Here is a 25,505-nt window from a genome sequence, read left to right on the forward strand (position 1 = left end):
AGGGTCAGGAGAAGAGGCCGCGGCGGGTCAGGGAGGTGTGGAGCCAGGCTTCGAGCTGGCCGGCCCAGTCGACCGTGTCGAGGGTGGCGTGGTCGACCGTGAACCGGCCGAAAACGTCCCGCCCCTCGGTGAAGACGCCGCCCCGCTTGTCGAGCTCCAGCACGACCTGGGTCTGCGCCGGCCCGGTGACGAAGGTCAGCTCGAGCTGGTTGATCACCCCGGCGTAGCGAGGAGCCGGGAAGAACTCGATCTCCTGGTAGAACGGCAGGCTCTGCCGTACGCCGTAGAGGTGTCCCCGCTCGACGTCGGCCCGGGCGAACCGGAAACCCAGCCGCAGCAGCGCCTCCAGCAGCCGTTCCTGGGCCGGCAGCGGATGCACCGACACCGCGTCCAGGTCACCGGAGTCCACCGACCGCGCCACCTCCAGCTCGGTACGCAGCCCCATGGTCATCCCCGGCAGGCGCCGGCCGTACAGGTCGGTCAGGGGCGTCTCCCACGGCACCTCGAAGCGGAACGGAATGTCGTACCGCTGCCCGGCCGCCAGCCGGAACGGCCCGGTGACCTGGTGGCGACCGAACTCCTGGTCGGTGTGGTACTCGGAGTCGGCACTCTCCACCTCGACCCGGGTGACGAGGCCGAGCGCCACATAGGAGATGTCCACGTCGTGGTCGCCGCCGGCCACCTGGATCCGCCCCTCCAACTGCCCGCCCGGACGGCAGTGCGGGTTGGCCAGCGCGGTCTCCACCGAGGGGCCGCCCACCCCCATCGCCTGCATGAGCCGTTTGAAGACCACCGCGTCCTCCGAGTCTGTCGTCGCCGGCCCGACGGCCGACCGCTGGCGGCACCGTAACCGCCACCCGCAACGAATGTGACGCAGCACACTCGACCGAACTGCTGTCGGGTCCCCGATCGCCTCACTCCCGTTTCACGTCCCGATTGGAAAGCTGTTCATCACCGGCGCCACCAGGCCGGTACGCGGCACAGAAGCGGATACGGGGAGAAACAGAGATGGCCCTGCAGATGATCGAACACCAGACGCGCCCGGCCGCCGCCGTCGACGCCGAGCACAATGCGCAGAACCTCGCCGACCTCGACGCCACCGACGAGCGGGGCGTCTCCACCGACCTGGTCCGGGCGTACCTCAACGGCATCGGCCGGACGAAGCTGCTCACCGCCGCCCAGGAGGTCGAGCTGGCCAAGCGGATCGAGGCGGGGCTGTTCGCCGAGGAGAAGCTGTCGACGTGCACCCCGGTCTCCGCCGAACTGCGGGCCGACCTGGAGCTGATCGCGGCGCAGGGCCGCGCCGCCAAGGACCACCTGCTGGAGGCGAACCTGCGCCTGGTGGTGAGCATCGCCAAGCGCTACACCGGCCGGGGCATGGCGTTCCTCGACCTGATCCAGGAGGGCAACCTGGGCCTGATCCGGGCGGTCGAGAAGTTCGACTACGCCAAGGGCTACAAGTTCTCCACCTACGCCACCTGGTGGATCCGCCAGGCGATCACCCGCGCCATGGCCGACCAGGCCCGCACCATCCGCATCCCGGTGCACATGGTCGAGCAGGTCAACCGGATGGTCCGGGTTCGCCGGGAGCTGTCGGTGACGCTGGGGCGGGAGCCCACGGTGGGTGAGGTCGCCCGCGCCATGGAGATCCCCGAGTTCCAGGTGATCGAGCTGATCTCGTACGACCGGGAGCCGGTGAGCCTGGACCAGGCCGTCGGCGAGGACGGCGAGAGCGCCCTCGGCGACTTCGTCGCCGCCATGGACCCGCGCCAGGAGCCGGGGGACGCCGCCGCCCACGGCGAGCTGCGTAACGAGGTGCGGATCGTGCTGGCCACCCTCTCCCAGCGGGAGCAGGCGGTGATCCGGCTGCGGTTCGGCCTGGACGACGGCCGGCAGCGCACCCTGGACGAGGTGGGTAAGGAGTTCGGTCTGTCGCGGGAGCGGATCCGGCAGATCGAGAAGGTGACGCTGCTGAAGCTGCGTGCCCCGGAGCGGGCGCAGCGGCTGGAGGCGTACGCCTGCTGACCGCGGCTCGGAACGGGTGGCCCCGGCGGTTCGCCGGGGCCACTGCCGTGTGTCGGCCCGGCGATGTCGTACTCCTCGGGCAGGGTGGGCTCATGAACTGGACGTTGGAAGTGGTGGTGGTGCCGGTCAGCGACATCGACCGGGCCAAACAGTTCTACGCCGACCGGCTCGGTTTCGCCGTCGACCACGACACCCGTATGGGCGACGACGTACGGATCGTGCAGCTCACGCCCCCGGGATCGGGCTGTTCCATCGTGATCGGCAAGGGCGCGGTGCCGCAGATGCCACCGGGGTCACTCAAGGGCCTACAGCTGGTCGTGTCCGATGTGGAGCAGGCCCGGGCCGAGTTGGTCGAGCGCGGCGTCGAGGTCAGCGAGATCCGGGTGCTCGGCGAGAACCCGCGCCCGGTGCCGCACCCGCTGGACAATGTCGGCTTCGTCTTCTTCACCGACCCCGACGGCAACGCCTGGGCCGTCCAGCAGATATCCAGCCGCGGCTGACCCGCCGGAGCGGTCGGAGCCGGCCGGAGCGGTCAGAGCCGGCGCGGGCCGGTGTCCGGACGGGCCCCGGCCGCGCCGACCCGGACGGTGGCGTGCAGCACCGAGATGCCGTCCGGGCGGGCCAGCACCGGGTTCAGCGTCAACGAACGGACCCGGGGCTGCTCGTCGGCGAGCCGCCCGACGCGCAGCAGCAGCTCGGCCAGGGCTGCTCGGTCGACCGGCGCCGCTCCCCGGTGCCCGCGCAGCAGCGGCGCCGCCCGGGGCTCGTCGATCAGCTCGAACGCGTCCCGGTCGGTCAGCGGAACGGCCCGCCAGGCCCGGTCACCGAGCAGGTCGGTGGCGACCCCGCCGAGACCGAAGCCGACCACCGGCCCGAACGCCGGATCCTCCATCAGCTCCACCACGCAGGCCACCCCGGGCGGGACCATCGGCTGGACCAGCACGTCCGTGCCGAAGGCCGGGGCCATCTCGGCGTACGCACGGCGCAGCGCGGCCTCGTCGGCGAGGTCGAGGCGGACCGCACCGAGGTCGAGGCGGTGGCGCAGGCCCGGGTCGGCGGCCTTGAGCGCCACCGGCCACCCCATCCGCCCGGCGGCGGCGACCGCCTCGTCCGCGGTGGCCGCCGGCGCCGACCGGACCAGGTCGATGCCGTACGCCGCGAGCAGCCCGGCCACATCGCAGGGGTCGGCGCGCAACGCCGCCTGCCCGGCCTCCGGGTCCACCCGGGTCACCTCGGTCGCCGTGCCCGGGTCGCGGCGCAACCAGGCGGCGTACCGGGTGACCCGGCCCAGCGCCCGCACCGCCTCCTCCACGCTCGGGTACGCGGGCACCCCGGCGGGCACCCGGCCGGCGAGGAACGTCGCCACCGCCGGTTTCCCGGCGGTGTGCGCGGCCGGCAGCGCGGCGGTGAAGTCCGCCTCCTCGACGGTGAGCTGCCCGGGCAACGGCGGGGCGAAGACGGCCACCAGGGCGTCGACGCCGTCGTCGCCGGTCGCCTCGGCCAGCGCGTCGGCGAACTCGGCCGCGCCGGCCTGCGGGCCCACGTCACGCGGGTACCCGTCGGCGACGTCAAGCCCCTGGGTGGCGCAGGCGGTCGCGGCCAGCCCGGTCAACGCCGAGGAGTTGCCCACCACCGCGACCCGGGGACCGGCGGGCAGCGGCTGGTGGGCCAGGAGCACGCCGACGTCGAGCAACTCGGCGACGGTGTCCACCCGGATCACCCCGGACTGCGCGAACAGGGCGCTCACCGCCGCCTCGTCCAGGGCCGGCCCGCCGCCGAGACCGGCCGGACGGGCCAGCGACGCGAGCGCCACCACCGGCTTGTCCCGGCCGATCCGCCGGGCCAGCCGGGCGAACTTGCGCGGGTTGCCGAAGGTCTCCAGGTACAGCAGGATCGCGTCGGTGCCCGGATCGTCCTGCCAGTACTGCAGCAGGTCGTTGCCGGAGACGTCGGCCCGGTTGCCGGCCGAGACGAAACTGGACAGGCCCAGCCCACGCCGCCGCGCCTCGGCGAGCAGCGCCACCCCGAACACCCCGGACTGGCTGAACAGGCCGACCCGACCGGGCGTGGGCAGCACCGGGGCGAGGGTGGCGTTGAGCCGGACCTCCCCGGTGGTGTTGGCCACCCCCAGGCAGTTCGGGCCGACGACCCGCATGCCGGCGGCGTGTGCGGCCCGGACCAACGCGCGCTGCGCCGCCGCCCCCTCGGCGCCGGCCTCGGCGAAGCCGGCGGAGATGACCACCAGGCCGTGCACCCCCGCGGCGGCCGCGTCCGCGACCACCCCGGCCGCCGCGTCGGCGGTAACCGCGACGACCGCCAGGTCCAGCTGCGCCCCGGCGTCGGCCGCGGAGGGGTACGCGGGCAGCCCGGCCACGGTGGGCGCGCTCGGGTGCACCGGGACGATCGCGCCGGTGTAGCCGCCGTCGCGCAGGTGGCCGAGGACGGCCGCACCGACGCCCTGCCCGGTGGCGCTGGCCCCGTAGACGGCGACACCGCGCGGCGCGAGCAGCCGGGCGATGGAGCGCGCCTCGGTGCGGTGCTCCCGGCCGCGCTGCACCTCCAGCGTGGCCTCGGTGGGGGCGATCGGGAAGGTCAGGTGCACCACCCCATCGGCGTACTGGCGCTGGACCTGGTAGCCGAAGTCGGCGAAGACCCGCAACATCGCCGAGTTGGCGGGCAGCACCTCGGCGACGAAGTGGACGATGCCGGCCCGGCTGGCCGCGTCGGCCAGGTGTTCCAGCAGCACTGAGCCGATTCCCCGGCCCTGCCAGGCGTCCTCGACCACGAACGCCACCTCGGCCTCGGGCGCCTGCGGGCCGAGCCGCTCGTACCGCCCGACGGCGACGATCCGGCCACCGGCGAGCACCACGAACGCCTCCCGGTCGCGGTGGTCGACGTTGACGAAGCGGTGCAGGTCGCGTTCCGGGATACGCGGGTACGGCGAGAAGTAGCGCAGGTAACGGGTGCGCTCGGAGAACCGCGAGTGCATCGCCACGATCTCCGGCGCGTCCTGCGGGTGGATCGCCCGCAGCTGGACGGTGCTGCCGTCGCTGAGCAGCACGTCCACCGGCTGGTCGACGGTGGTCACCGGCGCCCTCCTCCCCCGGCTCACCGGTCAGTCGCGCGGGTCGTACGGGTCCAGCCCGAGCAGCGGGAACACCGCCTTGCGGGTGGCCGCGACGGCCCGGTCCACCGGGTTCGGCTCGCCGGTCGGCTGCCACGGCTGGTACGTCGGGTCGACGTCGTCGGTCATCCGCAGCGGGATCCGGTGGCCGGGCCGCCGCCGCCCGGCCAGTTCCCGCCAGGCCGGCGGGGTCAGCGTGGCCGGGTCGACCGGCGCGCCGGCCGCGACGGCGAGCAGGTGCGTCCAGGCCCGGGGCACCACCTCGACCAGGGCGTACCCGCCGCCGCCGGTGGCCACCCATCGGCCGTCGCAGAGTTCGTCGGCGAGCGCCCGCAGCGCCAGGTAGGTGGCCCGTTGACCGTCGACGGACAGGTGCAGGTCGGCCAGCGGGTCGGCCCGGTGCCCGTCGGCGCCGCACTGGGTGACGAGGATCTGTGGCCGGAACGCCCGCAGCACCGACGGCACCACGGCGTGGAAGGCGCGCTGCCATGCGACGTCGTCGACGCCCGGCGGCAGCGGCAGGTTGACCGAGGTGCCCTCGGCGCCGGGGCCGCCGGTCTCGTCGGGGAACCCGGTGCCGGGGAAGAGCGCCAGCGGGGTCTCGTGCACGCTCACCGTGAGCACCCGCGGGTCGCGGTAGAAGATCTCCTGCACGCCGTCGCCGTGGTGCACGTCGACATCCACGTACGCCACCCGTTCGGCGCCGAGGTCCAGCAGGCGGGCGATCGCCACCGCGGGGTCGTTGTAGACGCAGAACCCGGCGGCCCGGTCCGGCATGGCGTGGTGCAGCCCCCCGGCCACGTTGACCGCCCGCCGGGCCTCGCCCCGCCACACCGCCTCCGCGGCGGCCACGGTCGCCCCGGCGACCAGCGCGCTGGACTCGTGCATCCGGTCGAAGACGGGGTTGTCGGCGGTGCCCAGCCCGTACCCGGCGAAGAGCGGGTCGTGCGGGGCGGCCCGGACCGCGTCCAGGTAGTCCGGCCGGTGCACCCGGGTGAGCAGCGCGTCGTCGGCCGGTTCGGGCCGGACCATCCGCACCCCGGGCCGGTCGAGCACGCCCAACTCCCGGGCCAGGGCCATGGTCAGCTCCACCCGGACCGGGTCGAGGGGGTGCTCCCCCAGGTCGTAGCCGAGCAGGGATTCGTCCCACACCACCAGCGTGTCGTCCGACATGGGGTCATCGTCGCACGGGCCCCGTCGGCCACCGAGGGCACGCGGGCTCAGCGCGCCGGTGTCTCCCCGGTGGCCACCGGCCGCTGCGGGTCGGCAACCCAGTTGCTCCAGGAACCGACATAAAGCGCCGCGTCCGGCCTCCCCGCCAGGTGCAGGGCGAGCACCGCCTGCGCGGCGGTCACCCCCGAGCCGCAGTACGCCCCGACAGGCGCGTCCGCGGTCACCCCGGCCGCGGCGAACCGGGCCCGCAGCGTCTCGGCGGACGGGAAACGGCCGGCGTCGACGTACTCGGGGGCGGGCAGGTTCACCGCCCCGGGAATGTGCCCGGCGACCGGGTCGATCGGCTCGGTCTCGCCCCGGTAGCGGGGGGCGGTCCGTACGTCGAGCAGGACCCCCTCGTCGGCGGCGGCGAGCCGGGCCGCGCCGTCGGCGTCCAGCACCGCAAGCGCGCCGGGGCGCACGGTCACGTCGCCCGAGGCCGGGTCGGGTGCCTCGGCGGAGGTGGGCAGGCCGGCGGCGACCCAGGCCGGCCAGCCGCCGTGCAGCAGGCGGACCTGCCGGTGTCCGGCCCAGCGCAGGGTCCACCAGGCCCGGGCGGCGGCCATGCCGTCGCCGCCGTCGTACACGACGACGGGGTGACCGGCGCGGACGCCGGCGGCCCGCAGCGCCGCCTGAAGCGCGGCGGGGTCGGGCAGCGGGTGCCGGCCGGCGGTGCCGGGCGAGCCGCAGAGCGCGGTGTCCAGGTCGACGAAGACCGCGCCGGGCAGGTGCCCGAGGAGATAGTCGTCCCGCCCCGGCGGGCCGGTCAGCCGCCACCGGACGTCGAGCAGGGTGGGCGGATCGGGCTGCGCCAACTCGGCGGCGAGCCGATCGGGCTCGACCAGCGGAACCTCGGTTTCGGACACGCCGTCCAGTCAACACCATCCGGGCGGCGACCTCGCGATTCGGCGCCGGGGCTTGTCGGGTGGCCGGGGTAACATCGTGGACCGGAGGGCCGCTGACGTGAAGCACGATCTGGACACGACCGATTCTTCGGTCAACCACTATGACGGCAAGGAGGTCGTGACGCGGTGAAATCGCACGACCTGGTCGATACGACGGAAATGTACCTTCGCACCATCCTCGAACTCGAGGAGGAGGGCGTGCCGCCGCTGCGCGCGCGGATCGCCGAGCGGCTGCGGCAGAGCGGGCCCACCGTCAGCCAGACCGTCGCCCGAATGGAGCGTGACGGCCTGCTCACCGTCGAGGGCGACCGGCACCTCACGCTGACCCCGCTGGGGCGCAGCACCGCCGTGTCCGTGATGCGCAAGCACCGCCTCGCCGAACTGCTGCTGGTCAACGTGATCGGAATGCCCTACGAGGAGGCCCACGAGGAGGCCTGCCGGTGGGAGCACGTGATGAGCGACGCGGTCGAGAAGCGGGTGTACGACCTGCTCAACCGGCCGACCCGCTCGCCGTACGGCAACCCGATCCCCGGGCTGGAGGAGCTCGGCTCGGAGCCGAACACCGATCCCGTCGAGGCAGAGCGCAATCTCGCCTTCCCCGGCCTGTCCGGCCCGGTGGTGGTCCGGCGGATCTGCGAGAGCGTGCAGACCGACGCGGACGTGCTGCGCCAACTGCACGCCGCCGGGGTCGACCCGGGAGCCACGGTCACGGTGGCGCAGGAACGCGACGGGGTGTTCATCGACCGCTCCGGCGAACGGATCCGGCTGCCCCGCGAGGTCGCCTCGCGGGTCTTCGTCGCCGCGCACTGAGCACATGAAACCGCCGCGACGGCGGCTGAGCCACGTCGGGCCGCCGTCGCGGCGGCCCGACGTCACAGCGAACGGGTGTCGATCGTCGCGGCCAGCTCGACCAGCTTGCCGGTCAGCTCCTCGACCTCGGCTTTCGCCGTGCCCTTCTCGCAGGTCCAGTGCAGGGTGGCCAGTCGGCTCTCGGTGGCCAGCCAGCCCACCTCGGCCACCGGGCCGTTCTTCGTCACCGTACGGCGGTAGGCGACCTGCCCGAGCTTCGGCACCTTCGCCGCCCCTTTCGGCAGCACGTCGGCGTTGAACGTCGGCACATCGATCGAGCTGTCCGTCACGGTCAGGGTCAGCTCCGGCAGGGTGCGGTCGCCGGCGCGGAGCACGCAGGTGTGGGTGTCCGCCCGGTCGCCGGCCGCCGCCACGTCGAACCGGACCCCGGTGTGCTCCTCGATCACGGCGAAGTCCAGCAGCCGGCAGGCACCCCCGGAGGACGCGGCGGCCACCTCGACGGTCAGCGGCTCCACCGGCGGCAGCGGCACCGTCCTCGGCGCGTCCGCGCACCCCGTGGTGGTCAGCAGGACAGCCGAGACGGCAAGGCAGAGCCGGGTGCGCACGGGGGAACCTCCGTGATCGACGGCGGGACGGGACGTCCGCCCGGAACGTCCGACGGACACCGTACGGGCAAGCCCGCCGGCACGGAAGCCCCTCCCCCCGGCTCCTCACCCGACGGTCATGCTGGATGAGACGGGGGCAGGTCGCGCATCGTACGCAGCGGCGAGCCGACCACGAACAGGGCGGCGCTCCACGTGCCCAGGGCGGTCACCACCAGCGCCGGGCGCATCCCCCACGTGCTGCCGAGCGCACCGCCGAAGAGCGCGCCGAGCGGCACCGCCCCGAAACAGATCCACACGAACGCGGCGGTCACCCGGCCGAGCAGCTCCGGCGGGGTGACCCGCTGCCGGTACGACACCAGGGCCACGTTGAACAGCACCGCGTTGGCGGAGTACGCGGCCAGCCCGACGGCGTACAGCAGCAGGCCCCAGCCCGGCCGGGCGGCCGGCATGAGCAGGTAGAGCGGCCCCGGGACAGCCATCGCCACCCAGATCAACCGGGCCGAGCCGACCCGGGCGGCGATCCGGTCGGCCAGCGCCCCGGCGAGCAGGCCGCCGACCGCCCCGGCGGAGACGACCACGCCCACCACGGCCGGGGCGGCGTGCAACTCCCGCAGCAGGTAGGGCACCTCCAGCGCGGTGGTGGCCATGCCGAAGACATTCGACGTGGTGGCGCAGAGCAGGGTCGCCAACAGGATGGGGTGCCGGCGGACGAACCCGAGCCCCTCGGTGAGGGCGACCCTCGCCGGCACGCGCCGCCCGGAAACCGGGCGCGCCGGTGCGGGTGGCCGGATCAGCCCCAGCGTCACCGCGCTGACCAGGAAGGCGAGCGTGGTGCCGAGCAGGGTACGACCACCGCCGACCACCCCGGCCAGCGCCCCGCCGACCGCCGGCCCGACCAGCTGGGCGGCGTCCTCGCTGACCGTGAGCCGGGCGTTGCCCTCGATCAGCCGGTCCGCCGATACCAGCCGGGGCAGCAGGCTCTTGTACGCGACGGTGAAGAAGACCGTGAGCACCCCGTTGAGCCCGACCACCACGTACAGGAAGGGCAGGGTGAGCCGACCGACCAGGGCGACCACCGGCACCGAGGCCAGCAGGGCGGCCCGGCCGAGGTCACAGCAGATCATCAGACGTCGCTGGTCGAACCGGTCGGCGACCAGCCCGGCGGGGAGCGAGAAGAACAGGTACGGCAGCCAGGCCGCGGCGGTCAGCAGGGAAACCTGGAACACACCGGCGCGCAGGGTGTCGGCGGCGATCAGCGGCACCACCACCGCGCTGGCCCGGATGCCGAACTCGCCGATGGTCTGGCCACCCCACAGCAGCGCGAAGTCCCGCCTCCGCCACAGCGGCACCCGGTTGACGCGCTCTGGCGCGAGACTCTCGGTCACGACCCACCTGTCGCCGTTGGTCAGGCGGCCGTGTGCACCACCACCGGGACGCCTGCCCGGCCGGCCCAACCTAGGCCGGGCCACGCCGGCCGGCATCGGGTTTTCCGTCAGTCGGCGACGTACGGGCAGTGCCGGCAGCCGCGCCCGCAGCAGGTGCCCCGGCGCGCCAGGAAGCCGGCGCTGAGCACGAACAGCCCGCTGCCCGGGTCGAGGTAGCCGGCCTCCCCGGCGCCGAGCGCGGCGGCGTGCGCGGCGAGGATCAGCTCCCGATCGGGGTGCTCCGGCGACAGCCGCGACGGATGCGGCTCGGCCAACGGCCGGTTCGCCAGAGGCCGCCGCTCCACACCCACCGGCGCAGTCTACGAAGCCAACCACCGTCTCCCGCCACCCGTCTCGGTCACGCCGTCACACGTCTGGTTGTAGTGCACCGGCGAGGCGTGGGCTGTCCGCCGCGATGGGTCAACGGGTGCGCCACCGGCTTCGTCGACGCCGGCGCCGCCAGCCGCCGCGCAGATCGCAGGCATTGCTGTGTAGGCGGGTTCCGCCCGGCGTGTAGGCGCTCGGCCAGGCGGAACCCGAGGGATGAGTCAGGCGGCTGATGCCTGACGCAGCGGTCGCCAGGCGGCGGTGGCGATGAGCGTCATCACGGCGGCGGCGATCCAGAATGGTGTGGTGAGCCCCCAGACGCTGGCGAGGGTGCCGCCGATGAGTGAACCAAGGGCCGCGCCGCCGAGATCGAGCAGCGAGTGGACGCTGCCGACCCGACCCAGCAGGTTCTGCGGCACGACGCGTTGGCGCAGGGTCACCAGGATGACGCCCCAGACCATGGTGTGGATCCCAAAGACGATCAGGATGGCGGCGGCGACCAGTGGGGTCGTGGTGATCGCCAGGGTGGTGTGGGTGATGACCTCGACGACGAGGCCGGCGCGGAGCAGGATGCTGGCCCCGACAATCTCTTGCAGCCGCGGCGCGAGCGCGGTGCCGAGCAGCCCGCCGACGGCGAAGGTGGTGAGCAGGAAGCCGTAGCCGGTGTCGGATAGGCCCAGCCGTTGCCGGGCGTAGAGGACCAGGGTGGCGAAGGCGGCGCAGAACGCGACGTTCGCCAGTCCCATGCTCACCGCGAGGGTGCGGAGCAGGCGGTGTTCCCAGAGCCAGCGAACACCGTCGGCGATCTCCGTGTGCAGGCTCCCGCGTGGTGTGGGCGGGAGCGCGGGGATTGGTCTGATCGTCGCCACCAACGCTGCGGCCACGGCGAAGGTCAGCGCGTTGGCGCCGAAAGGCACGGCGGCGGCGATCACGAACAGCCACGCACCCAGCGGTTTGGCGACGAACTGGTTGGCGATGGTGAAGGTCGCCATCAACCGGGCGTTGGCGGTGGCCAGCCGGTCCGGTGCCACGATGGCGGGCAGGAACGCGCCAGAGGCGGTGTCGGCCAGGGTCTCCCCGGTGCCGAGGAGAAAGAACACCGTGTAGACCACGCCGACCGTGACGGTGTCGGTGGCGACGGCGACGGTCAGCGCGGCGAGCGACACCGCGCGCAGTGTGTTGACGGTGACAACCAGCTTGCGACGGTCGAGACGGTCGACGTAGGCGCCGCTGATCAGGGCGAACAGTAGCCAGGGTAGTTGTTGGACGAAGACGGCGCCGCCGATGAGTGCCGGGTCGGTGGTGATGGAGGCGACCAGTAGCGGGCCGGCCGCCATGGTGACTCCGTCACCGATGTTGGAAACGGCCGAGGCGGTCCAGAGTTTGGTGAAGTCCGCACCGAGACGCGCGGAAACAAGGGCACGCAAAATAGCTCCTCGAGCAAGGAGAAACGGTCGTCGCGTGAGCGACCGCTTCGCGGCGAGGAGCACCACACCGTGGGCGAGCCCGACGGTGAACGACTAACGCGCGGTGTGCTCTCGCGGCGAAGCGGTGACCGTGACCTTGGTGAGGCCCATGCCAACCCCCAACTATCGACAGCTGTCGACGCAGGATAGCCGGGAAGGACCCAGCCGTGCAGAACCTTTTGCGCTCGGCGCTCGCTCCGCACGCTCGATCGGCGATCGGGAGTGCGCTTCGCTCGGACAGTTCATCGTTGCGGTTGGTCTCGCAGCGGGGGGAGAACCGTTGTACACGTGAGCGTGTCGCTGGACGGTTCTTCGAGGCCCCCGGCGGCAGCCTCGACTGGCACCAGTAGACGGCGAACCGCACCGCTATTTCAATGCCGAGCTGCGCACGATGGACGGGAGGACGCGACCGCGAGCCAAAGGCGTTGGCTTTCCGGTCGGCCCGGCCTATGGTGGCCGGATGCGTTCGTCCGGACAGCAGGAGAGGGCCGCCGTCACCGCGACGGCGGCGCCCGCTGCTGTCCGCCGGCCGACCCTGCCGGTCACCGTGGCGACCCGCGTCGTGCGCGTCACGGTCGCGCCGTCGCGCGACGGCTCGGTCGCCCCAGGACTGCCGAGCCCTGCGGGACGTAGCCCTCCTGGATCCGGTGCACACCATGTGAACGGCCACCAGGGCGAAGCTTTCACAGCTTCGGCCCTTTTTCTTTTCCGAGGAGCTACGCCATGAGCACCCACACCCAGCCGGGCCAGCAGAACCGGATCGACGAACTGCGGTCGACCCTGACGTCCGACTTCGACAGGCACACCGCCCGGCTGACCGAACTCACCGCCGACACCGGTGATCCGGCCGAGGCCTACACCCGGGACGCCCTGGTCGCCGAGACCAGGCACAGCCTGGAGCAGATCACCGGGGCGCTGCGGCGCATCGCCGAGGGCCGGTACGGGATCTGTGAGCGGTGCGCCGCGCCGATCCCGCAGGAACGGCTGGAGGTGCTGCCGCACGCCCGGTTCTGCGTGTCCTGCCAGCAGAAGCAGCACTGACGTACCGGGCGTGGGCTGCCGAACCGACACGGCAGCCCACGCCCGTACGGGGGCCGATTGCTGCGGCACCCGGAGAGTCCAGGTCAACCGAACCAGGTCATCGCCTGCCCGTGTGGGCGGGTCCAGGCGAGCGGCTGCCCGTCGAGCGCCAGCACGTTGTACAGCGCCTCGCCCGGCGGCTCCGGCAGCGCGTCGTGGGTCAGCGCCTCCGGGGCCTCGTTCGAAATCCAGTGCCCGGGCAGTCCGCCCTCCACCTCGGCGAACGCCTCCCGCCGTGGAGCGGGCACCTGGTAGAGCACCGAGGTGTGGAACACCACCAGCGTCGCCCCGGCCGGCGCCCGCGCGGCCAGCGCCGGCAGGTCGTCCACCAGGTCGCCGCGAACCAGCAGCGGCGGCTCGGCCGTAGCGACAGCCGCCGCCGCGCGAAGCCGGGCACGGCGATGCTCGTGCTCCGGCCAGATGAGGGCGTCGAGCCACACGACGTCGACGGGATCGGTGATGTCGAGCGGATTCAGGTCCAGGCCGGCCCGCCATGCCACCTCGGGTAGGCGGCTCGGGGGCGCCATTCCGGTGACCGCGCACGTGAGGACCGGTGCGCCCGCGCCGAGCAGGTGATCCCCGTAGCGGTAGGCGTACCGGTCGGGGTAGAGACAGAGCCCGGCCGACGCGCCGACCTCCAGCAGCGCGAGCGGCTGCGGCAACGCGGCGAGCACCGGCAGCAGTACGGCACACCGCCCCGGCTCGTTCGTCTGGGTGGCCCGGGCGTGCAGTTCCGTCTCGACCGCCGGCCAGTTCGCCACCGTGAAGTCGCGGAACGCGGCCGGGTCGTGCACCGGCCCGCCGAGCAGCCGGACGACGCCGAAGAGCAGGTTCGGCTGCCGCTTGTCGGGAGGGAGCGTCTCAACGAGCGTGAGCAGCTCGTCGTCCCGGGAGACTGCGAGGGACAGGCATTCGTACGTCGGCGACACCCCGTGCGCCTCACGGGTGCCGAACTCGGCGTAGCTCTCAGCAGTCGCCACCTCCCGATGATCGCGGCCACGCCTGACGTTGTCCACGATCGACAAGTGGCTGTAGTCGGCGTCAGCCGCGTACCCGCGAGCCGCTGACCTGAAGGATGTCCGCCAGTGCCGGGTGAACCCGCCCCGGTTCGATCGTGGTAACCGTGTACTTCGCGACCCCCGCCACGACGAACGGGTCCTCCGCAACAATCCGCTCGACTGCTGCACGATCGACGGCGCAGGCCACGATGGCACCGCCCTCCACCGAGGGCACCGCCTGCCCGGACACCAAGAACACCCCCTTTTGGTGATAGCGCTCCAAGAAGAGGACATGACCGGCGACGAACGGCGCCGCCTCCTGTTCCGACCCGGTGTACCGCAGGAACAGCAGGTGCAACATCCGAGTCCCTTCAACTCCCCCGGGCGAACAGCACATCATGACACCTGCTGATCCACTTCTGAAACACGGTCTGGCCCAGACGACGGATGCCTCCCGCCCGAGTCGGGCGGAAGGCATCCGTCGTGGTGCGTCCTCCTACGAACTACGCGAAGGAGTTTCCCGGTTCAGCTGCAGCCGCTGGTGGAGCCGCAGCCCTCGCAGACGTAGCAGCTACCGGCCGGACGCATCTTCGTCCCGCAGGTGAAGCAGAGCGGCGCGTCGGCGGCCTTGCCGATGACCGCCTCCAGCAGTTCGGTGGAGGAACCCACGGCCGGTGCCGGCGTGGCGGCGGCCACGTTGGCGACCTCCTGGGCCGGCTGCGCGACCGGGCCGGTCTTCGGCTCCGGCGCCTCGACGGGAGCCGAGGACGCCATCGCGGTCAGGTCGGTGCCGGCGCTCTCCGCCTCCGCCTCGGCCCGCAGCTGGGCCGCCCGCTCCTTGGCGGTGAAGATGCCCAGTTCGGCGCGGCGCTCGTACGGCAGGAAGTCCAGCGCCAGGCGACGGAAGATGTAGTCCATCACCGAGGCGGCCATCCGCACGTCCGGGTCGTCGGTCATCCCGGCCGGCTCGAAGCGCATGTTGGTGAACTTGCTGACGTACGTCTCCAGCGGCACCCCGTACTGCAGACCGATGGAGATGGCCACCGAGAAGGCGTCCATCACGCCGGCCAGGGTCGAGCCCTGCTTCGACATCTTCAGGAAGACCTCGCCGAGGCCGTCGTCCGGGTACGACGAGGCGGTGAGGTAGCCCTCGGCACCGCCGACGGAGAAGCTGACCGTCTGCGACGGACGCTTCTTCGGCAGCCGCTTGCGCACCGGCCGGTACTCGACGACCTTCTCCACCACCGGCTCGACGGCGGCCGTTTCGGTGGCCGCCGGCAGGCTGGCCTTGTTCGGCTTGGCCGCCGACAGCGGCTGGCCGACCTTGCAGTTGTCCCGGTAGATCGCCAGCGCCTTGAGGCCGAGTTTCCAGCCCTCGAAGTAGATCTTCTCGACGTCCTCGACGGTGGCCGCCTCCGGCATGTTGACCGTCTTGGAGATAGCGCCGGAGATGAACGGCTGGACGGCCGCCATCATCCGCACGTGGCCCATCGGCGCGATGGAACGCTCACCCATCGCGCAGTCGAAGACCGGGTAGTGCTCCGGCTTCAGGCCGGGGGCGTCGACCACGTGGCCGTGGTCGGCGATGTGCTCGACGATGGCCTCGACCTGCTCCTCGGGGTAGCCGAGGCTGCGCAGGGCACGCGGCACGGTCTGGTTGACGATCTGCATCGAGCCGCCGCCGACCAGCTTCTTGAACTTGACCAGCGCCAGATCGGGCTCGACGCCCGTGGTGTCACAATCCATCATCAAACCGATGGTTCCCGTGGGAGCCAGTACTGAGGCTTGGGAATTGCGCCAGCCGAACTTGTCACCGATCTTGTTGCCCTCGGTCCACTGCTTGGTGGCCTCCCGCTGGATGGCGGTGGCGACCGTGCCGGCCGGCTTGATGGCGTCGTTGGCGGCGGCGTGCTTGCGCATGACCCGCTTGTGCGGCTCGGCGTTGCGGGCGTAGCCGTCGTACGCGCCGACGATGCCGGCCAGCTCCGCGGAGCGGCGGTAGGCGGTGCCGGTCATCAGCGAGGTGATCGCCGCGGCGACCGAACGGCCCTGCTCCGAGTCGTACGGCAGGCCCGAGGCCATCAGCAGCGCGCCGAGGTTGGCGTACCCGATGCCGAGCTGCCGGTAGGCGCGGGTGGTCTCGCCGATCTTCTGGGTCGGGAAGTCGGCGAAGCAGATGGAGATGTCCATCGCGGTGATGACCAGTTCGACGCTGCGGACGAACTTCTCCACCTCGAAGCCGCCGTCGGCGCGGAGGAACTTCATCAGGTTCAGCGAGGCCAGGTTGCACGAGGAGTTGTCCAGGTGCAGGTACTCCGAGCACGGGTTCGACGCGGTGATCCGGCCGGTCTCCGGGCAGGTGTGCCAGTCGTTGATGGTGTCGTCGTACTGGAGACCCGGGTCGGCGCACTCCCAGGCCGCCTGGGCGATGGTACGGAACAGCTTCTTGGCGTCGATCGTCTCGATCGTCTGCCCGTCGAGCCGGCCGCGCAGGTCGAAGCCGCCGCCGCTCTCCACCGCCGTCATGAACTCGTCGGAGACCCGGACCGAGTTGTTGGCGTTCTGGTACTGCACGCTGACGATGTCGGCGCCGCCCAGGTCCATGTCGAAGCCGGCGTCGCGCAGCGCGCGGATCTTGTCCTCCTCGCGCGCCTTGGTGACCACGAACTCCTCGATGTCCGGGTGGTCCACGTCGAGGATGACCATCTTGGCCGCACGGCGGGTGGCGCCGCCGGACTTGATGGTGCCGGCGGAGGCGTCCGCGCCGCGCATGAAGCTGACCGGGCCGGAGGCGGTGCCACCGGAGGAGAGCAGTTCCCGGGAGGAGCGGATCCGGGACAGGTTGACCCCGGAGCCGGAGCCGCCCTTGAAGATCAGCCCCTCCTCCTTGTACCAGTCGAGGATGGAGTCCATCGAGTCGTCGACGGCCAGGATGAAGCAGTTGTGGACCCGGAGGTTGCCGGCCAGGAACTCGCCGCTCTCGGTTTGGATGTCGTAGACCTCCACCGCGCCGAGCGGCTCGATGCGGTCGATCTCCAGCCGCTTGACCTCGCCGGCGGGGCGACCCGCCTTCGCGAAGCCGGCTTCCAGCTTGGCCATCTTCTCCGCGCCGACGAACCCGATGTGGGTGGCGAAGAGGTCGCGGTCGCCGTCGTTCTGGATCCGGACGGTCCAGCAACCCTTGCGGTCCGCCCGCGGATCCGACTTGTACGAGACGCGGGAGAAGATCCCGAATCGCAGCAGCAGGCTCTGCACGCCCCGGATCAGCTTCTCCGAGATCATGTCAGCCGCGACGAGTGTCGAGTGCTCGCGCTCGGCGACGTAGCCCTCGGCCTGGAAGATGCTGCGCAGGTACGCCGCGACCACGGGCAGCGGGGCGGTGAACAGCCGCTGCGGCACCTCCGTCTCGACGCCGCGGGTCAGCAGGTCCCACCTGTCCACGAAGGGGCGCAGGTGCTCGCCGTAAAGACGGATACGGCGGCAGCCCAGCGCGTTGCTCTGCGTCGCCACCGGGCGCTCGTGTCGGTGCGCGCCGGGGAAGACCTCGTCGAGCGCGACGGTGACCCAGTCCAGCTCGTCGTCGTTGACGGTGATCGCCTCGATGGTCAGCGACCGGTTGGTGCCCTCGTCGTACTGGCCCACGAACCCGTCGGACTGGAGCCAACCGGCGAGCGCGGCCTCGCGGATCTCCCGCAGGTCGATCTCGCTCTCGCCGTATGCGTACGTGCGGTGCCACTCGAGCTGGTCACCGGGGTTGAGCGTGCCGGCCTCGACCCAGGTGCCCGTGCCGACGCCCGTGCTCTTCCACACCACGTGGTCCGGCGTGACGTCGAGGGTGTAGCCCGCCTTGGTGTGCAGCCGGAGGACCTCGCGCACCCCGTTCGCCTTGACGGCGACGATCCGGGTCAGGCCGTTGGCGTCGTACACCTTGGCGCCGACGGCGCCGTCCTCCACCAGCTTGCCGATCGGCACCAGGCCGCCGGGGGTGCTGACCAGAGAGTCGTACGGTAGGCAGGCGCTGACCTGCTGCGGCGACGGGGTGCCGACGTTGAACCAGACCGGCGAGTTGAAGCTGAACACCTGGTGCAGCAGCATCCAGGTCAGCTCGTGGGCGAAGACCTCGGCGTCCGCGGCGGTGGCGAAGTAGCCGTGCTCCTCACCGGCCTTGCGGTAGGTGGTGACCACCCGGTCGATGAGCTGCTTGAGCGACCACTCGCGCTCCGGGGTCCCCACCGCGCCCCGGAAGTACTTGGTGGTCACGATGTTGGCCGCGTTGACGCTCCAGGACTCGGGGAACTCCACCCCGCGCTGCTCGAAGTTGATCGAGCCGTCCCGCCAGTTCGTCATCACGATGTCGCGACGTTCCCACGTCACCTCGTCGTACGGGTGCACGCCCTCGGTCGTCCAGACCCGCTGCACCTTCAGTCCCGTCACCGCGCCGTTCTTCGCCCGCGACCGGTTCGCTGTCACGCCGTCCCCCGCCATCTCATCCGCCCCCTCGTCTGCACGGTCACCCACCGCGCGTCGTCAACTGTCAGAACCCGAAAAAATCAACTGGTACGGCCGGCCGTGCCGGCCTCGCGGGCCCGCGCCGCGGCCCGCAGCGTCTCGATCTCGCGCTCGAAGTCGGCCAGCGAGTCGAAGGACCGGTAGACGCTGGCGAACCGCAGGTAGGCCACCTCGTCCAGGTCCCGCAGCGGGCCCAGGATCGCCAGCCCCACATCGTGGCTCGGGATCTCGGCGGCTCCCTTGGCCCGCACGGTCTCCTCGACCTTCTGCGCGAGCAAGGCGATCGAGTCCTCGTCGACCGGCCGACCCTGGCACGCCTTGCGCACCCCGCCGATGATCTTCGTCCGGCTGAACGGCTCGGTCACCCCGCTGCGCTTGACCACCGCGAGCACGGCCTCCTCGACCGTGGTGAACCGCTTGCCGCACTCCGGGCAGGACCGGCGGCGACGGATCAGCTGGCCGTCGTCGGCCTCGCGCGAGTCGACCACGCGGGAGTCGGCGTGCCGGCAGTACGGACACCGCATCGCCTGACCTCCTTGATCGACCTGGGTGCGGGCCGCCCGCCTCCGGGCACGCGTCGACCCGGCGGGGCCGCCGTGGCCGGCCGCCGCCGTCGAACGACGGTACGGGAGTGCGGTCGGTAGTCGAACCCAACCTGTAGGCGACTTACGCCCGTGTGACTACTACATCTAGGGGTCGACCGTATGCCGCTGGCCGGTCGTGGTCAAGTTGACGGCGTGTCCGGCGCGTCACCTCAGCCCACCCGACGGCGACACCGCCGACAGACCCAACGCGGCGACCCGCGGGAGGTTACCGCCACGAGCCGGCCGGCGCGGGAACGGCCGGGGATTTCCGGAACGCCCCACGCGGTCGTACATGCGTTCGATCCGCGCGTACCATTTACCAGAACAGGCGTTCGGATTTCCAGAAATTCCACCCCGACACGCCAAGGCAGGTCGTACAGATGTTTGAAAATGGCCGATCTCACCTATACGGTCAATGACCATCGGGCCCGTGCTGCGACGTTCGGGCCACAGACGCCCCGTACGCACCACGAGCCGCCAAGGCACCCAGCGCCGACCAGGGAGGACGGACGTGACCGAGGACCGGGCCAGCCGGCAGAAGAACCCGCAGTCGATCGTCGAGGCGGGTCCGCCGGCCACTCGGCGCCCCCGAGCCGCCCGTGGCCGGGCCGCCCAACCGGCCGTCCGGCCGGTCACCCCGGTGGTCAGCGGCTTCCCCGACCCGACCACCGGCGACCTCACCACCCGCCAACGCCGGATCCTGGAGTTCATCCGCGGCTGGGTGGAGCGCCAGGGCTACCCGCCGAGCGTCCGTGAGATCGGCGAGGCGGTCGGGCTGGTCTCCCCGTCGAGCGTCGCCTACCAGCTCAAGGAGTTAGAGAAGAAGGGCTTCCTGCGCCGCGACCCCAACCGGCCGCGCGCGGTGGACGTGCGGGCGCCAAGCGACGTCGACGACGAGCTCAGCCGATCCCAGCGCCCCACCCCGGCGTACGTGCCGATGCTCGGCCGGATCGCCGCCGGCGGCCCGATCCTGGCCGAGCAGGCGGTCGAGGACGTCTTCCCCCTTCCCCGCGAACTGGTCGGCGAGGGAGAGGTCTTCATGCTCCAGGTCAAGGGCGACTCGATGCTCGACGCGGCGATCTGTGACGGCGACTGGGTGGTGGTTCGCCAGCAACCGACCGCCGACTCCGGGGAGATCGTCGCGGCGATGCTCGACGGTGAGGCCACCGTCAAGACCTACCGGCGGCGCGACGGGCACGTCTGGCTGATGCCGCAGAACCCCGCCTTCGACCCCATTCCGGGCGACGATGCCACCATCATGGGTCGGGTCGTGGCGGTGCTCCGCCGAATCTGATCTTCGACCCGACTGACCGGTGGCCGGACCAGCCCGGTCACCGGGCGAGCTGCCCGGCACGGTCACTCCGTCGCCGGTCGTGGGCTCAGTACCGCTCGCCCCGGTGCTCCCGGCCGGGGGGCTGTTCGTAAGGGCCGGCGCGTCGGTCGTCCGGTCCGCCGTCGCGGCGCGGGCCGGAACGCGGATCCCGGGGGTCCGACCCACGGCGTGGCGGTTCGGCCCGGCCGCCGTAGACCCCGCCGCCGGGGACGCCACCACGGGGCCCTGCCGGCCCACCCGCCCGGGGGGCACCCCCACGTGGCGCACCGCCCATCGGACCGGCGGGCCCGGCGCCACCGCGCGGCACACCTCCGGGTGGACCACCATGCGGCACCGCACCGGGCGGACCGGCCGGCGCACCACCACGCGGCCCGGCGCCGGGGGGACCGGCCGGCACACCCCGTGGCACACCTCCCGGCGCCCCGCCTCGCGGCCCCGCACCCGGCGGACCAGCCGGCGCACCACCACGCGACCCGCCCGCCGGCGGACCAGCCGGCGCACCACCACGCGGTGCGGCGCCGTTCTGGGCAGCCCCGACTGGCGCTCCGCCGTAGACGGCGCCGCCCGCCGGGCGGCCGCCGCCGTAGACACCACCCTGCGGACGGCCGTCGGCGGGTGGGCGGGCCGCGGCGGCCGCTCCGGCCTCGGCCGGACGGCCTGGGACCGGGTCGGCCTGGCGGGCACCACCGTAGACCGCGCCGCCCTTGGCGGGGCGGGCGGCGGCAGCGGCCGGGGCGCCGTAGACGCCGCCGGCGGGCGCACCGCCGTAGACACCGCCGGCACCGCCCCGGCCCGCCCCCTCGCGATCGATCGCGCCCGACGAGTCGGGCCGTGGCGCACCGTCGTCCGGCGTGGTGTCGTCCTCATCCGGGGCGGATCGCCGCCGGGACCGCAGGATGCCGAAGATTCCCGCGCCCACCAGCAGGAGGCCGAGTATGCCGGCCGCGCCACCGAACAGATAGGTCATCTGGTCCAGCGACAGCGAGTCGAACCAGGACCCCTCCGCCGTCGGCTTCTTCGCGTCCCCCGGACGGGCCAGCGCCTCCGCCCCCTTGGTCGACGGCGTGTACGCCAGGATGTCGATCGGGTCGTCGGCGGCCAACTCCCCGGCGTCGGAGACGGTGAGGAAGGTCTTGCCGTCCGGGCTGTACGAGATCGCCTCGCCGAACGGGTCGGCCAGCGGGGTCACCCGGGGTTTACCGGTGGTCAGCGCGCCCACGATGTCGTCGCCGGTGACGTCGTACTCGAAGGCGTCGGCGTACGTGCGCAGCACCACCTTCTTGCCGTCGGGTGAGCGGGCCGCGCCGGTGATCGCCACCCGGCCGAAGATGTTCAGCGGGTTGTCGGTGTTGGTCTGCGGCAGCCCGATCTCGCCGACCTTCTTCATCGGCACCGGTTCGGTGTCGCCGGACTTCAGCGGGCCGGTCGGGGTGTAGATACCGGCCTTGCCGCTGGGCACCTTGGTGATCACGAGGGGCAGGTTGTCGGCCCCGACGAGCAGCGCCTCGGCGTCGTGCGGCTTCTGCTCCGGGTACGCCAGCCGGTGCAGCACCGGTTGTTTGCCGCCGCCGATCGGCATCGTCCAGACCGCGATCCGGCTACGCCGCTGTTTGCCGGGGTTGTCGCCGATGTCGCCGATCCACAGCGTCCTGCCGTCCGGCGAGACGGCCAGGTCCTCGGTGTCGAACGGGCCCCCGCCGGAGTACCGGACCGGCTCCTTGGCGATCTTGCATTTGTTGTCCAGGTAGAAGACCCGCTTGCGGTTCTCCTCCAGCGAGCCGTCGTTGATCACGATATAGCCGGTCTTGGTGGCCACCAGCCCGGAGAGCTCGTCCAGCCGCGGATCCTCGATGGTGCACCGCTTCTTGGGGGCGGAGGCGGAGGCGGCCGGTGCCGCGGCGGCGGCGACCGGGCACGCCACGGTTGCCCCCAGCAGGCTGAGGGCAACCGTGACCGAGGAAACAGCGCGGCGCATTCCGCCAGTGTCGCATGCCGTCGCGGACCGGCGGGTGAGGCCGGGGAGCGCTATCGCGCCCCGGCGCCCGCGTGCTCCTGCGCCGCCTCGAACGGGGCCAGTTCGGCGGCGAGCGCCGCACCGACCCGCACGTGCAGCAGCGTGCCGTCGGGCAGGTGGGCGGTGCTGAGCACCTCACCCTGCCGGTGCACCCGGGCGACCAGGTCACCCCGGTCGTACGGCAGCACCACGCGGATCTCCACCGCCGGGCGGGGCAGCCGCTCCTCGACGGCCCCGCGGAGCCCGTCGATCCCGCGCCCGCTGTGCGCGGAGACGAAGACCGCCTCCGGCCAGAGCCGCTTGAGCCGCAGCAATGTCTCCTCGTCGGCGGCGTCGGTCTTGTTGACCACCAGCAGCTCCGGCAGTCGGTCGGCGCCAACCTCGGAGAGCACCTCGCGGACCGCGCGGACCTGCTCCTCCGGATCCGGGTGGGTGCCGTCGACGACGTGCACCACCAGGTCGGCCTCGGCGACCTCCTCCAGGGTCGAGCGGAACGCCTCGACGATCTGGTGCGGCAGGTGCCGGACGAACCCGACGGTGTCCGACAGCGTGTAGAGCCGACCGTCGGCCGTGGTGGCCCTGCGGGTGGTCGGATCCAGCGTGGCGAAGAGCGCGTTCTCCACCAGCACCCCCGCCCCGGTCAGGCGGTTGAGCAGGCTGGACTTGCCGGCGTTGGTGTAACCGGCGATGGCCACCGCGGGGACCGCGTTGCGGGAGCGGCGGGCGCGCTTGGTCTGGCGTACCGTCCGCATACCCTTGATTTCCCGGCGCAGCCGGGAGATACGGGTACGGATCCGGCGCCGGTCGGTCTCCAGCTTGGTCTCACCGGGACCGCGCAGGCCCACGCCGCCACCGGCGCCACCGCCGCGACCAGAACCACCGGTCTGCCGGGACAGCGTCTCACCCCAACCACGAAGACGCGGGAGCAGGTATTCGAGCTGAGCCAGCTCGACCTGCGCCTTACCTTCCTTGCTCTTGGCATGCTGGGCGAAGATGTCCAGGATCAGCGCCGTCCGATCGACCACCTTGACCTTGGTGCGCTGCTCCAGGTTTCGCAGCTGGGACGGGGACAGCTCACCGTCGCAGATCACCGTGTCGGCGCCGGTGGACAGCACCACCGCGCCCAGGTCGTCGACCTTGCCCCGGCCGATGTAGGTGGCCGGGTCGGGGCGGTTACGCCGCTGGATCAGCCCTTCGAGCACCTGGGAGCCGGCCGTCTCGGCCAGCGCCGCCAGCTCGGTCAGCGAGTTCTCGGCGTCGACCTGGGTACCCTCGGTCCAGACCCCGACCAGCACGACCCGCTCCAGCCGCAGCTGGCGGTACTCGACCTCGGTAATGTCGGTGAGCTCGGTGGAGAGGCCGGGGACCCGCCGCAGCGCCTGCCGCTCCGACAGCTCGAACTCGCCGGTCGTGGCGTCGAGCTCGTCGTCCTCGTAGGGAACGTAGGTCTCCTGCTCTCGCAAACTAGTCTCCTGTCCGTTTGGTGACGTAGGAAGCAATCCTGACATGTGCCAACGCCGGACGCACCCGCTATATGCCCGTGCCGTTATGGCGCTACCCACTGGTAGCGGGGGCGGATGCCGGCCCAGGTGGGCGGGCGGGTAGAAAGGCGAATCAAGCCGCTCAGCGATGACGGAGGTTTCCCGTGGCCATCACCCGACTGCCGAGTGCCGGATTCTCGATCACGATCCGGATCGCGGTACCCGCGGACGCCTCCTCCATCGGCCGGCTCACCACCGCCGTCGGTGAGGCCGGGGCGATCGTCACCGCACTCGACGTGGTCGACTCCGACCCGACCAGCGTCATCGTCGACCTCACCTGTGACACCGCCGATGCCAGCCATGCCGACCAGGTGGTCGACGCGCTGAGCGCGCTCGACGGCGTGGACGTCCGCAAGGTCTCCGACCGGACCTTCCTGCTGCACCTCGGCGGCAAGATCGAGGTCAGCCCGAAGGTGGCCCTGCGCACCCGCGACGAGCTGTCGCGGGCGTACACCCCGGGGGTGGCGCGGGTCTGCATGGCGATCGCGGAGAATCCGGCGGACGCCCGGCGGCTGACCATCAAGCGCAACACCGTGGCGGTGGTCAGCGACGGTTCGGCGGTGCTCGGTCTGGGCAACCTCGGGCCGGCGGCCTCGCTGCCGGTGATGGAGGGCAAGGCGGCGCTGTTCAAGCGCTTCGGCGGCGTCGACGCCTGGCCGGTGGTGCTCGACACCCAGGACACCGACGAGATCGTGGCGATCGTCAAGGCGATCGCGCCCGCGTACGGCGGGATCAACCTGGAGGACATCGCCGCGCCGCGCTGCTTCGAGATCGAGGCCCGGCTGCGCGAGGCGCTGGACATCCCGGTCTTCCACGACGACCAGCACGGCACCGCGATCTGCGTGCTGGCCGCGCTGACCAACGCGCTGCGCGTGGTGGGCAAGCGGCTGGAGGACGTCCGGGTGGTCGTCTCCGGGGCCGGCGCGGCCGGCACCGCGATCATGAAGCTGCTGCTGCGCCAGGGCGTCGGTGACATCATCGCGTACGACCGGCAGGGCGCCCTGCACCGTGGCCTGCCCGGGCTCAACCCGGCCTGGCGGTGGCTGGCGGAGAACACCAACAAGGACGGCTACGCCGGTGACCTGCCGGGGGCGCTGCGCGGCGCGGACGTCTTCATCGGGGTCAGCGCGCCGAACCTGCTCACCGGCGACGATATCGCCGTGATGGCCAAGGACGCGATCGTGTTCGCGCTGGCCAACCCCGACCCGGAGGTCGACCCGCGGGAGGCCCGCAAGCACGCCGCGATCGTCGCCACCGGCCGCTCCGACCAGCCGAACCAGATCAACAACGTGCTCGCGTTCCCGGGCGTGTTCCGGGGCATGCTCGACGCGCACGCCGAGGAGTTCACCGAGGAGATGGCGATCGCCGCCGCCCGCGCCATCGCGGACGTGGTCGGCGAAGACAAGATCAACCCCACCGTCATCGTGCCGAGCGTCTTCGACTCCCGGGTCGCTCCCGCCGTGGCGGCGGCGGTCCGCGCCGCCGCCCAGAATCCGGCGGCGACGCCCGCTCCGGCCGCCGACCCCGGCCCCGCGGATCTCCCCGAGC

The 25,505-nt window shown here is 72.2% G+C and carries 19 protein-coding genes and 3 pseudogenes; 6 read left to right on the forward strand and 16 right to left on the reverse strand.

Annotated features, from left to right (window positions below; genetic code table 11):
• Positions 1-4: 4 nt before the first annotated feature.
• A complete protein-coding gene (locus E1166_RS17150; RefSeq protein ID WP_132340070.1) occupies positions 5-793 on the reverse strand; it encodes a sporulation protein in 789 nt (262 codons plus the stop codon).
• Positions 794-1,008: 215 nt separating this feature from the next.
• On the opposite strand from E1166_RS17150, the gene sigB reads away from it, so the two are divergent.
• Both sigB and E1166_RS17160 read left to right on the forward strand, forming a co-directional pair.
• Positions 1,009-2,025 carry an RNA polymerase sigma factor SigB gene (gene sigB, locus E1166_RS17155; RefSeq protein ID WP_132340072.1) on the forward strand — a complete coding sequence of 339 codons (1,017 nt, stop codon included), beginning with the start codon at positions 1,009-1,011 and terminating at the stop codon, positions 2,023-2,025.
• 92 nt (positions 2,026-2,117) lie between these two features.
• Complete coding sequence (locus E1166_RS17160; RefSeq protein WP_132340074.1) at positions 2,118-2,525, forward strand: VOC family protein; 408 nt, start codon at positions 2,118-2,120, stop codon at positions 2,523-2,525.
• A gap of 32 nt (positions 2,526-2,557) precedes the next feature.
• Here E1166_RS17160 and E1166_RS17165 read toward each other — a convergent pair whose 3' ends face one another.
• Genes E1166_RS17165 through E1166_RS17175 form a run of 3 tightly spaced genes read right to left on the reverse strand, consistent with a single transcriptional unit; the run spans position 2,558 to position 7,227 of the window.
• On the reverse strand, positions 2,558-5,113 hold the full coding sequence (locus E1166_RS17165) for a bifunctional GNAT family N-acetyltransferase/acetate--CoA ligase family protein (protein WP_132340076.1): 2,556 nt from the start codon (positions 5,111-5,113) through the stop codon (positions 2,558-2,560).
• 27 nt (positions 5,114-5,140) lie between these two features.
• Positions 5,141-6,322, reverse strand: a complete 1,182-nt coding sequence (locus tag E1166_RS17170) for an acetoin utilization protein AcuC (protein ID WP_132340078.1) — start codon at positions 6,320-6,322, stop codon at positions 5,141-5,143.
• Between the two features lie 47 nt (positions 6,323-6,369).
• Entirely contained in the window at positions 6,370-7,227 is an 858-nt protein-coding gene (locus tag E1166_RS17175) for a sulfurtransferase (protein WP_132340080.1), read from the reverse strand.
• Positions 7,228-7,392: 165 nt separating this feature from the next.
• On the opposite strand from E1166_RS17175, the gene E1166_RS17180 reads away from it, so the two are divergent.
• The gene (locus E1166_RS17180) at positions 7,393-8,076 is read left to right on the forward strand and encodes a metal-dependent transcriptional regulator (protein WP_132266978.1); all 684 of its coding nucleotides are present in this window, start codon (positions 7,393-7,395) and stop codon (positions 8,074-8,076) included.
• 62 nt (positions 8,077-8,138) lie between these two features.
• On the opposite strand, the gene E1166_RS17185 is transcribed toward E1166_RS17180, so the two are convergent.
• From E1166_RS17185 to E1166_RS17200, 4 genes are all read right to left on the reverse strand, one after another.
• Positions 8,139-8,681 (reverse strand): hypothetical protein, encoded by a 543-nt coding sequence (locus tag E1166_RS17185; RefSeq protein WP_132340082.1) that lies wholly within the window; start codon positions 8,679-8,681, stop codon positions 8,139-8,141.
• Between the two features lie 116 nt (positions 8,682-8,797).
• Positions 8,798-10,066 (reverse strand): MFS transporter, encoded by a 1,269-nt coding sequence (locus E1166_RS17190; protein WP_165944363.1) that lies wholly within the window; start codon positions 10,064-10,066, stop codon positions 8,798-8,800.
• 107 nt (positions 10,067-10,173) lie between these two features.
• The gene (locus E1166_RS17195) at positions 10,174-10,416 is read right to left on the reverse strand and encodes a DUF5522 domain-containing protein (protein ID WP_132340086.1); all 243 of its coding nucleotides are present in this window, start codon (positions 10,414-10,416) and stop codon (positions 10,174-10,176) included.
• 237 nt (positions 10,417-10,653) lie between these two features.
• Positions 10,654-11,859, reverse strand: coding sequence for an MFS transporter (locus tag E1166_RS17200; RefSeq protein WP_132340089.1), 1,206 nt, complete (start codon positions 11,857-11,859; stop codon positions 10,654-10,656).
• Positions 11,860-12,621: 762 nt separating this feature from the next.
• On the opposite strand from E1166_RS17200, the gene E1166_RS17205 reads away from it, so the two are divergent.
• The gene (locus E1166_RS17205) at positions 12,622-12,939 is read left to right on the forward strand and encodes a TraR/DksA C4-type zinc finger protein (protein ID WP_132340092.1); all 318 of its coding nucleotides are present in this window, start codon (positions 12,622-12,624) and stop codon (positions 12,937-12,939) included.
• An 83-nt stretch (positions 12,940-13,022) separates the two neighbouring features.
• Here E1166_RS17205 and E1166_RS17210 read toward each other — a convergent pair whose 3' ends face one another.
• The 6 genes and pseudogenes from E1166_RS17210 to nrdR form a co-directional block, all read right to left on the reverse strand.
• The gene (locus E1166_RS17210; RefSeq protein WP_132340094.1) at positions 13,023-13,958 is read right to left on the reverse strand and encodes a DUF2332 domain-containing protein; all 936 of its coding nucleotides are present in this window, start codon (positions 13,956-13,958) and stop codon (positions 13,023-13,025) included.
• Positions 13,959-14,019: 61 nt separating this feature from the next.
• Entirely contained in the window at positions 14,020-14,337 is a 318-nt protein-coding gene (locus tag E1166_RS17215) for a YciI family protein (protein ID WP_132340096.1), read from the reverse strand.
• A gap of 164 nt (positions 14,338-14,501) precedes the next feature.
• A pseudogene (locus tag E1166_RS32705) lies at positions 14,502-16,916 on the reverse strand (vitamin B12-dependent ribonucleotide reductase); the annotation flags it as partial.
• A gap of 189 nt (positions 16,917-17,105) precedes the next feature.
• Positions 17,106-17,978 (reverse strand): annotated as a pseudogene (locus E1166_RS32710) (LAGLIDADG family homing endonuclease); the annotation flags it as partial.
• Between the two features lie 9 nt (positions 17,979-17,987).
• Positions 17,988-18,461: pseudogene (locus E1166_RS32715) on the reverse strand (vitamin B12-dependent ribonucleotide reductase); the annotation flags it as partial.
• 65 nt (positions 18,462-18,526) lie between these two features.
• Complete coding sequence (gene nrdR, locus E1166_RS17225) at positions 18,527-19,009, reverse strand: transcriptional regulator NrdR (protein WP_132266961.1); 483 nt, start codon at positions 19,007-19,009, stop codon at positions 18,527-18,529.
• Between the two features lie 571 nt (positions 19,010-19,580).
• Between nrdR and lexA the strand changes: the two genes are divergently transcribed.
• Positions 19,581-20,363: a transcriptional repressor LexA gene (gene lexA / locus E1166_RS17230; protein WP_132340098.1), complete on the forward strand. Its 783-nt coding sequence runs from the start codon at positions 19,581-19,583 to the stop codon at positions 20,361-20,363.
• Positions 20,364-20,448: 85 nt separating this feature from the next.
• On the opposite strand, the gene E1166_RS17235 is transcribed toward lexA, so the two are convergent.
• Both E1166_RS17235 and hflX read right to left on the reverse strand, forming a co-directional pair.
• Positions 20,449-22,377 (reverse strand): hypothetical protein, encoded by a 1,929-nt coding sequence (locus E1166_RS17235; protein WP_132340100.1) that lies wholly within the window; start codon positions 22,375-22,377, stop codon positions 20,449-20,451.
• A gap of 50 nt (positions 22,378-22,427) precedes the next feature.
• Positions 22,428-23,879, reverse strand: a complete 1,452-nt coding sequence (hflX, locus tag E1166_RS17240; RefSeq protein WP_132340103.1) for a GTPase HflX — start codon at positions 23,877-23,879, stop codon at positions 22,428-22,430.
• A 182-nt stretch (positions 23,880-24,061) separates the two neighbouring features.
• Between hflX and E1166_RS17245 the strand changes: the two genes are divergently transcribed.
• On the forward strand, positions 24,062-25,505 hold a 1,444-nt coding region (locus E1166_RS17245), incomplete at its 3' end, for an NAD-dependent malic enzyme (protein ID WP_132340105.1).

The sequence above is a fragment of the Micromonospora sp. KC213 genome (assembly GCF_004348325.1).
In the GTDB taxonomy this organism is placed as follows: Bacteria; Actinomycetota; Actinomycetes; order Mycobacteriales; family Micromonosporaceae; genus Micromonospora.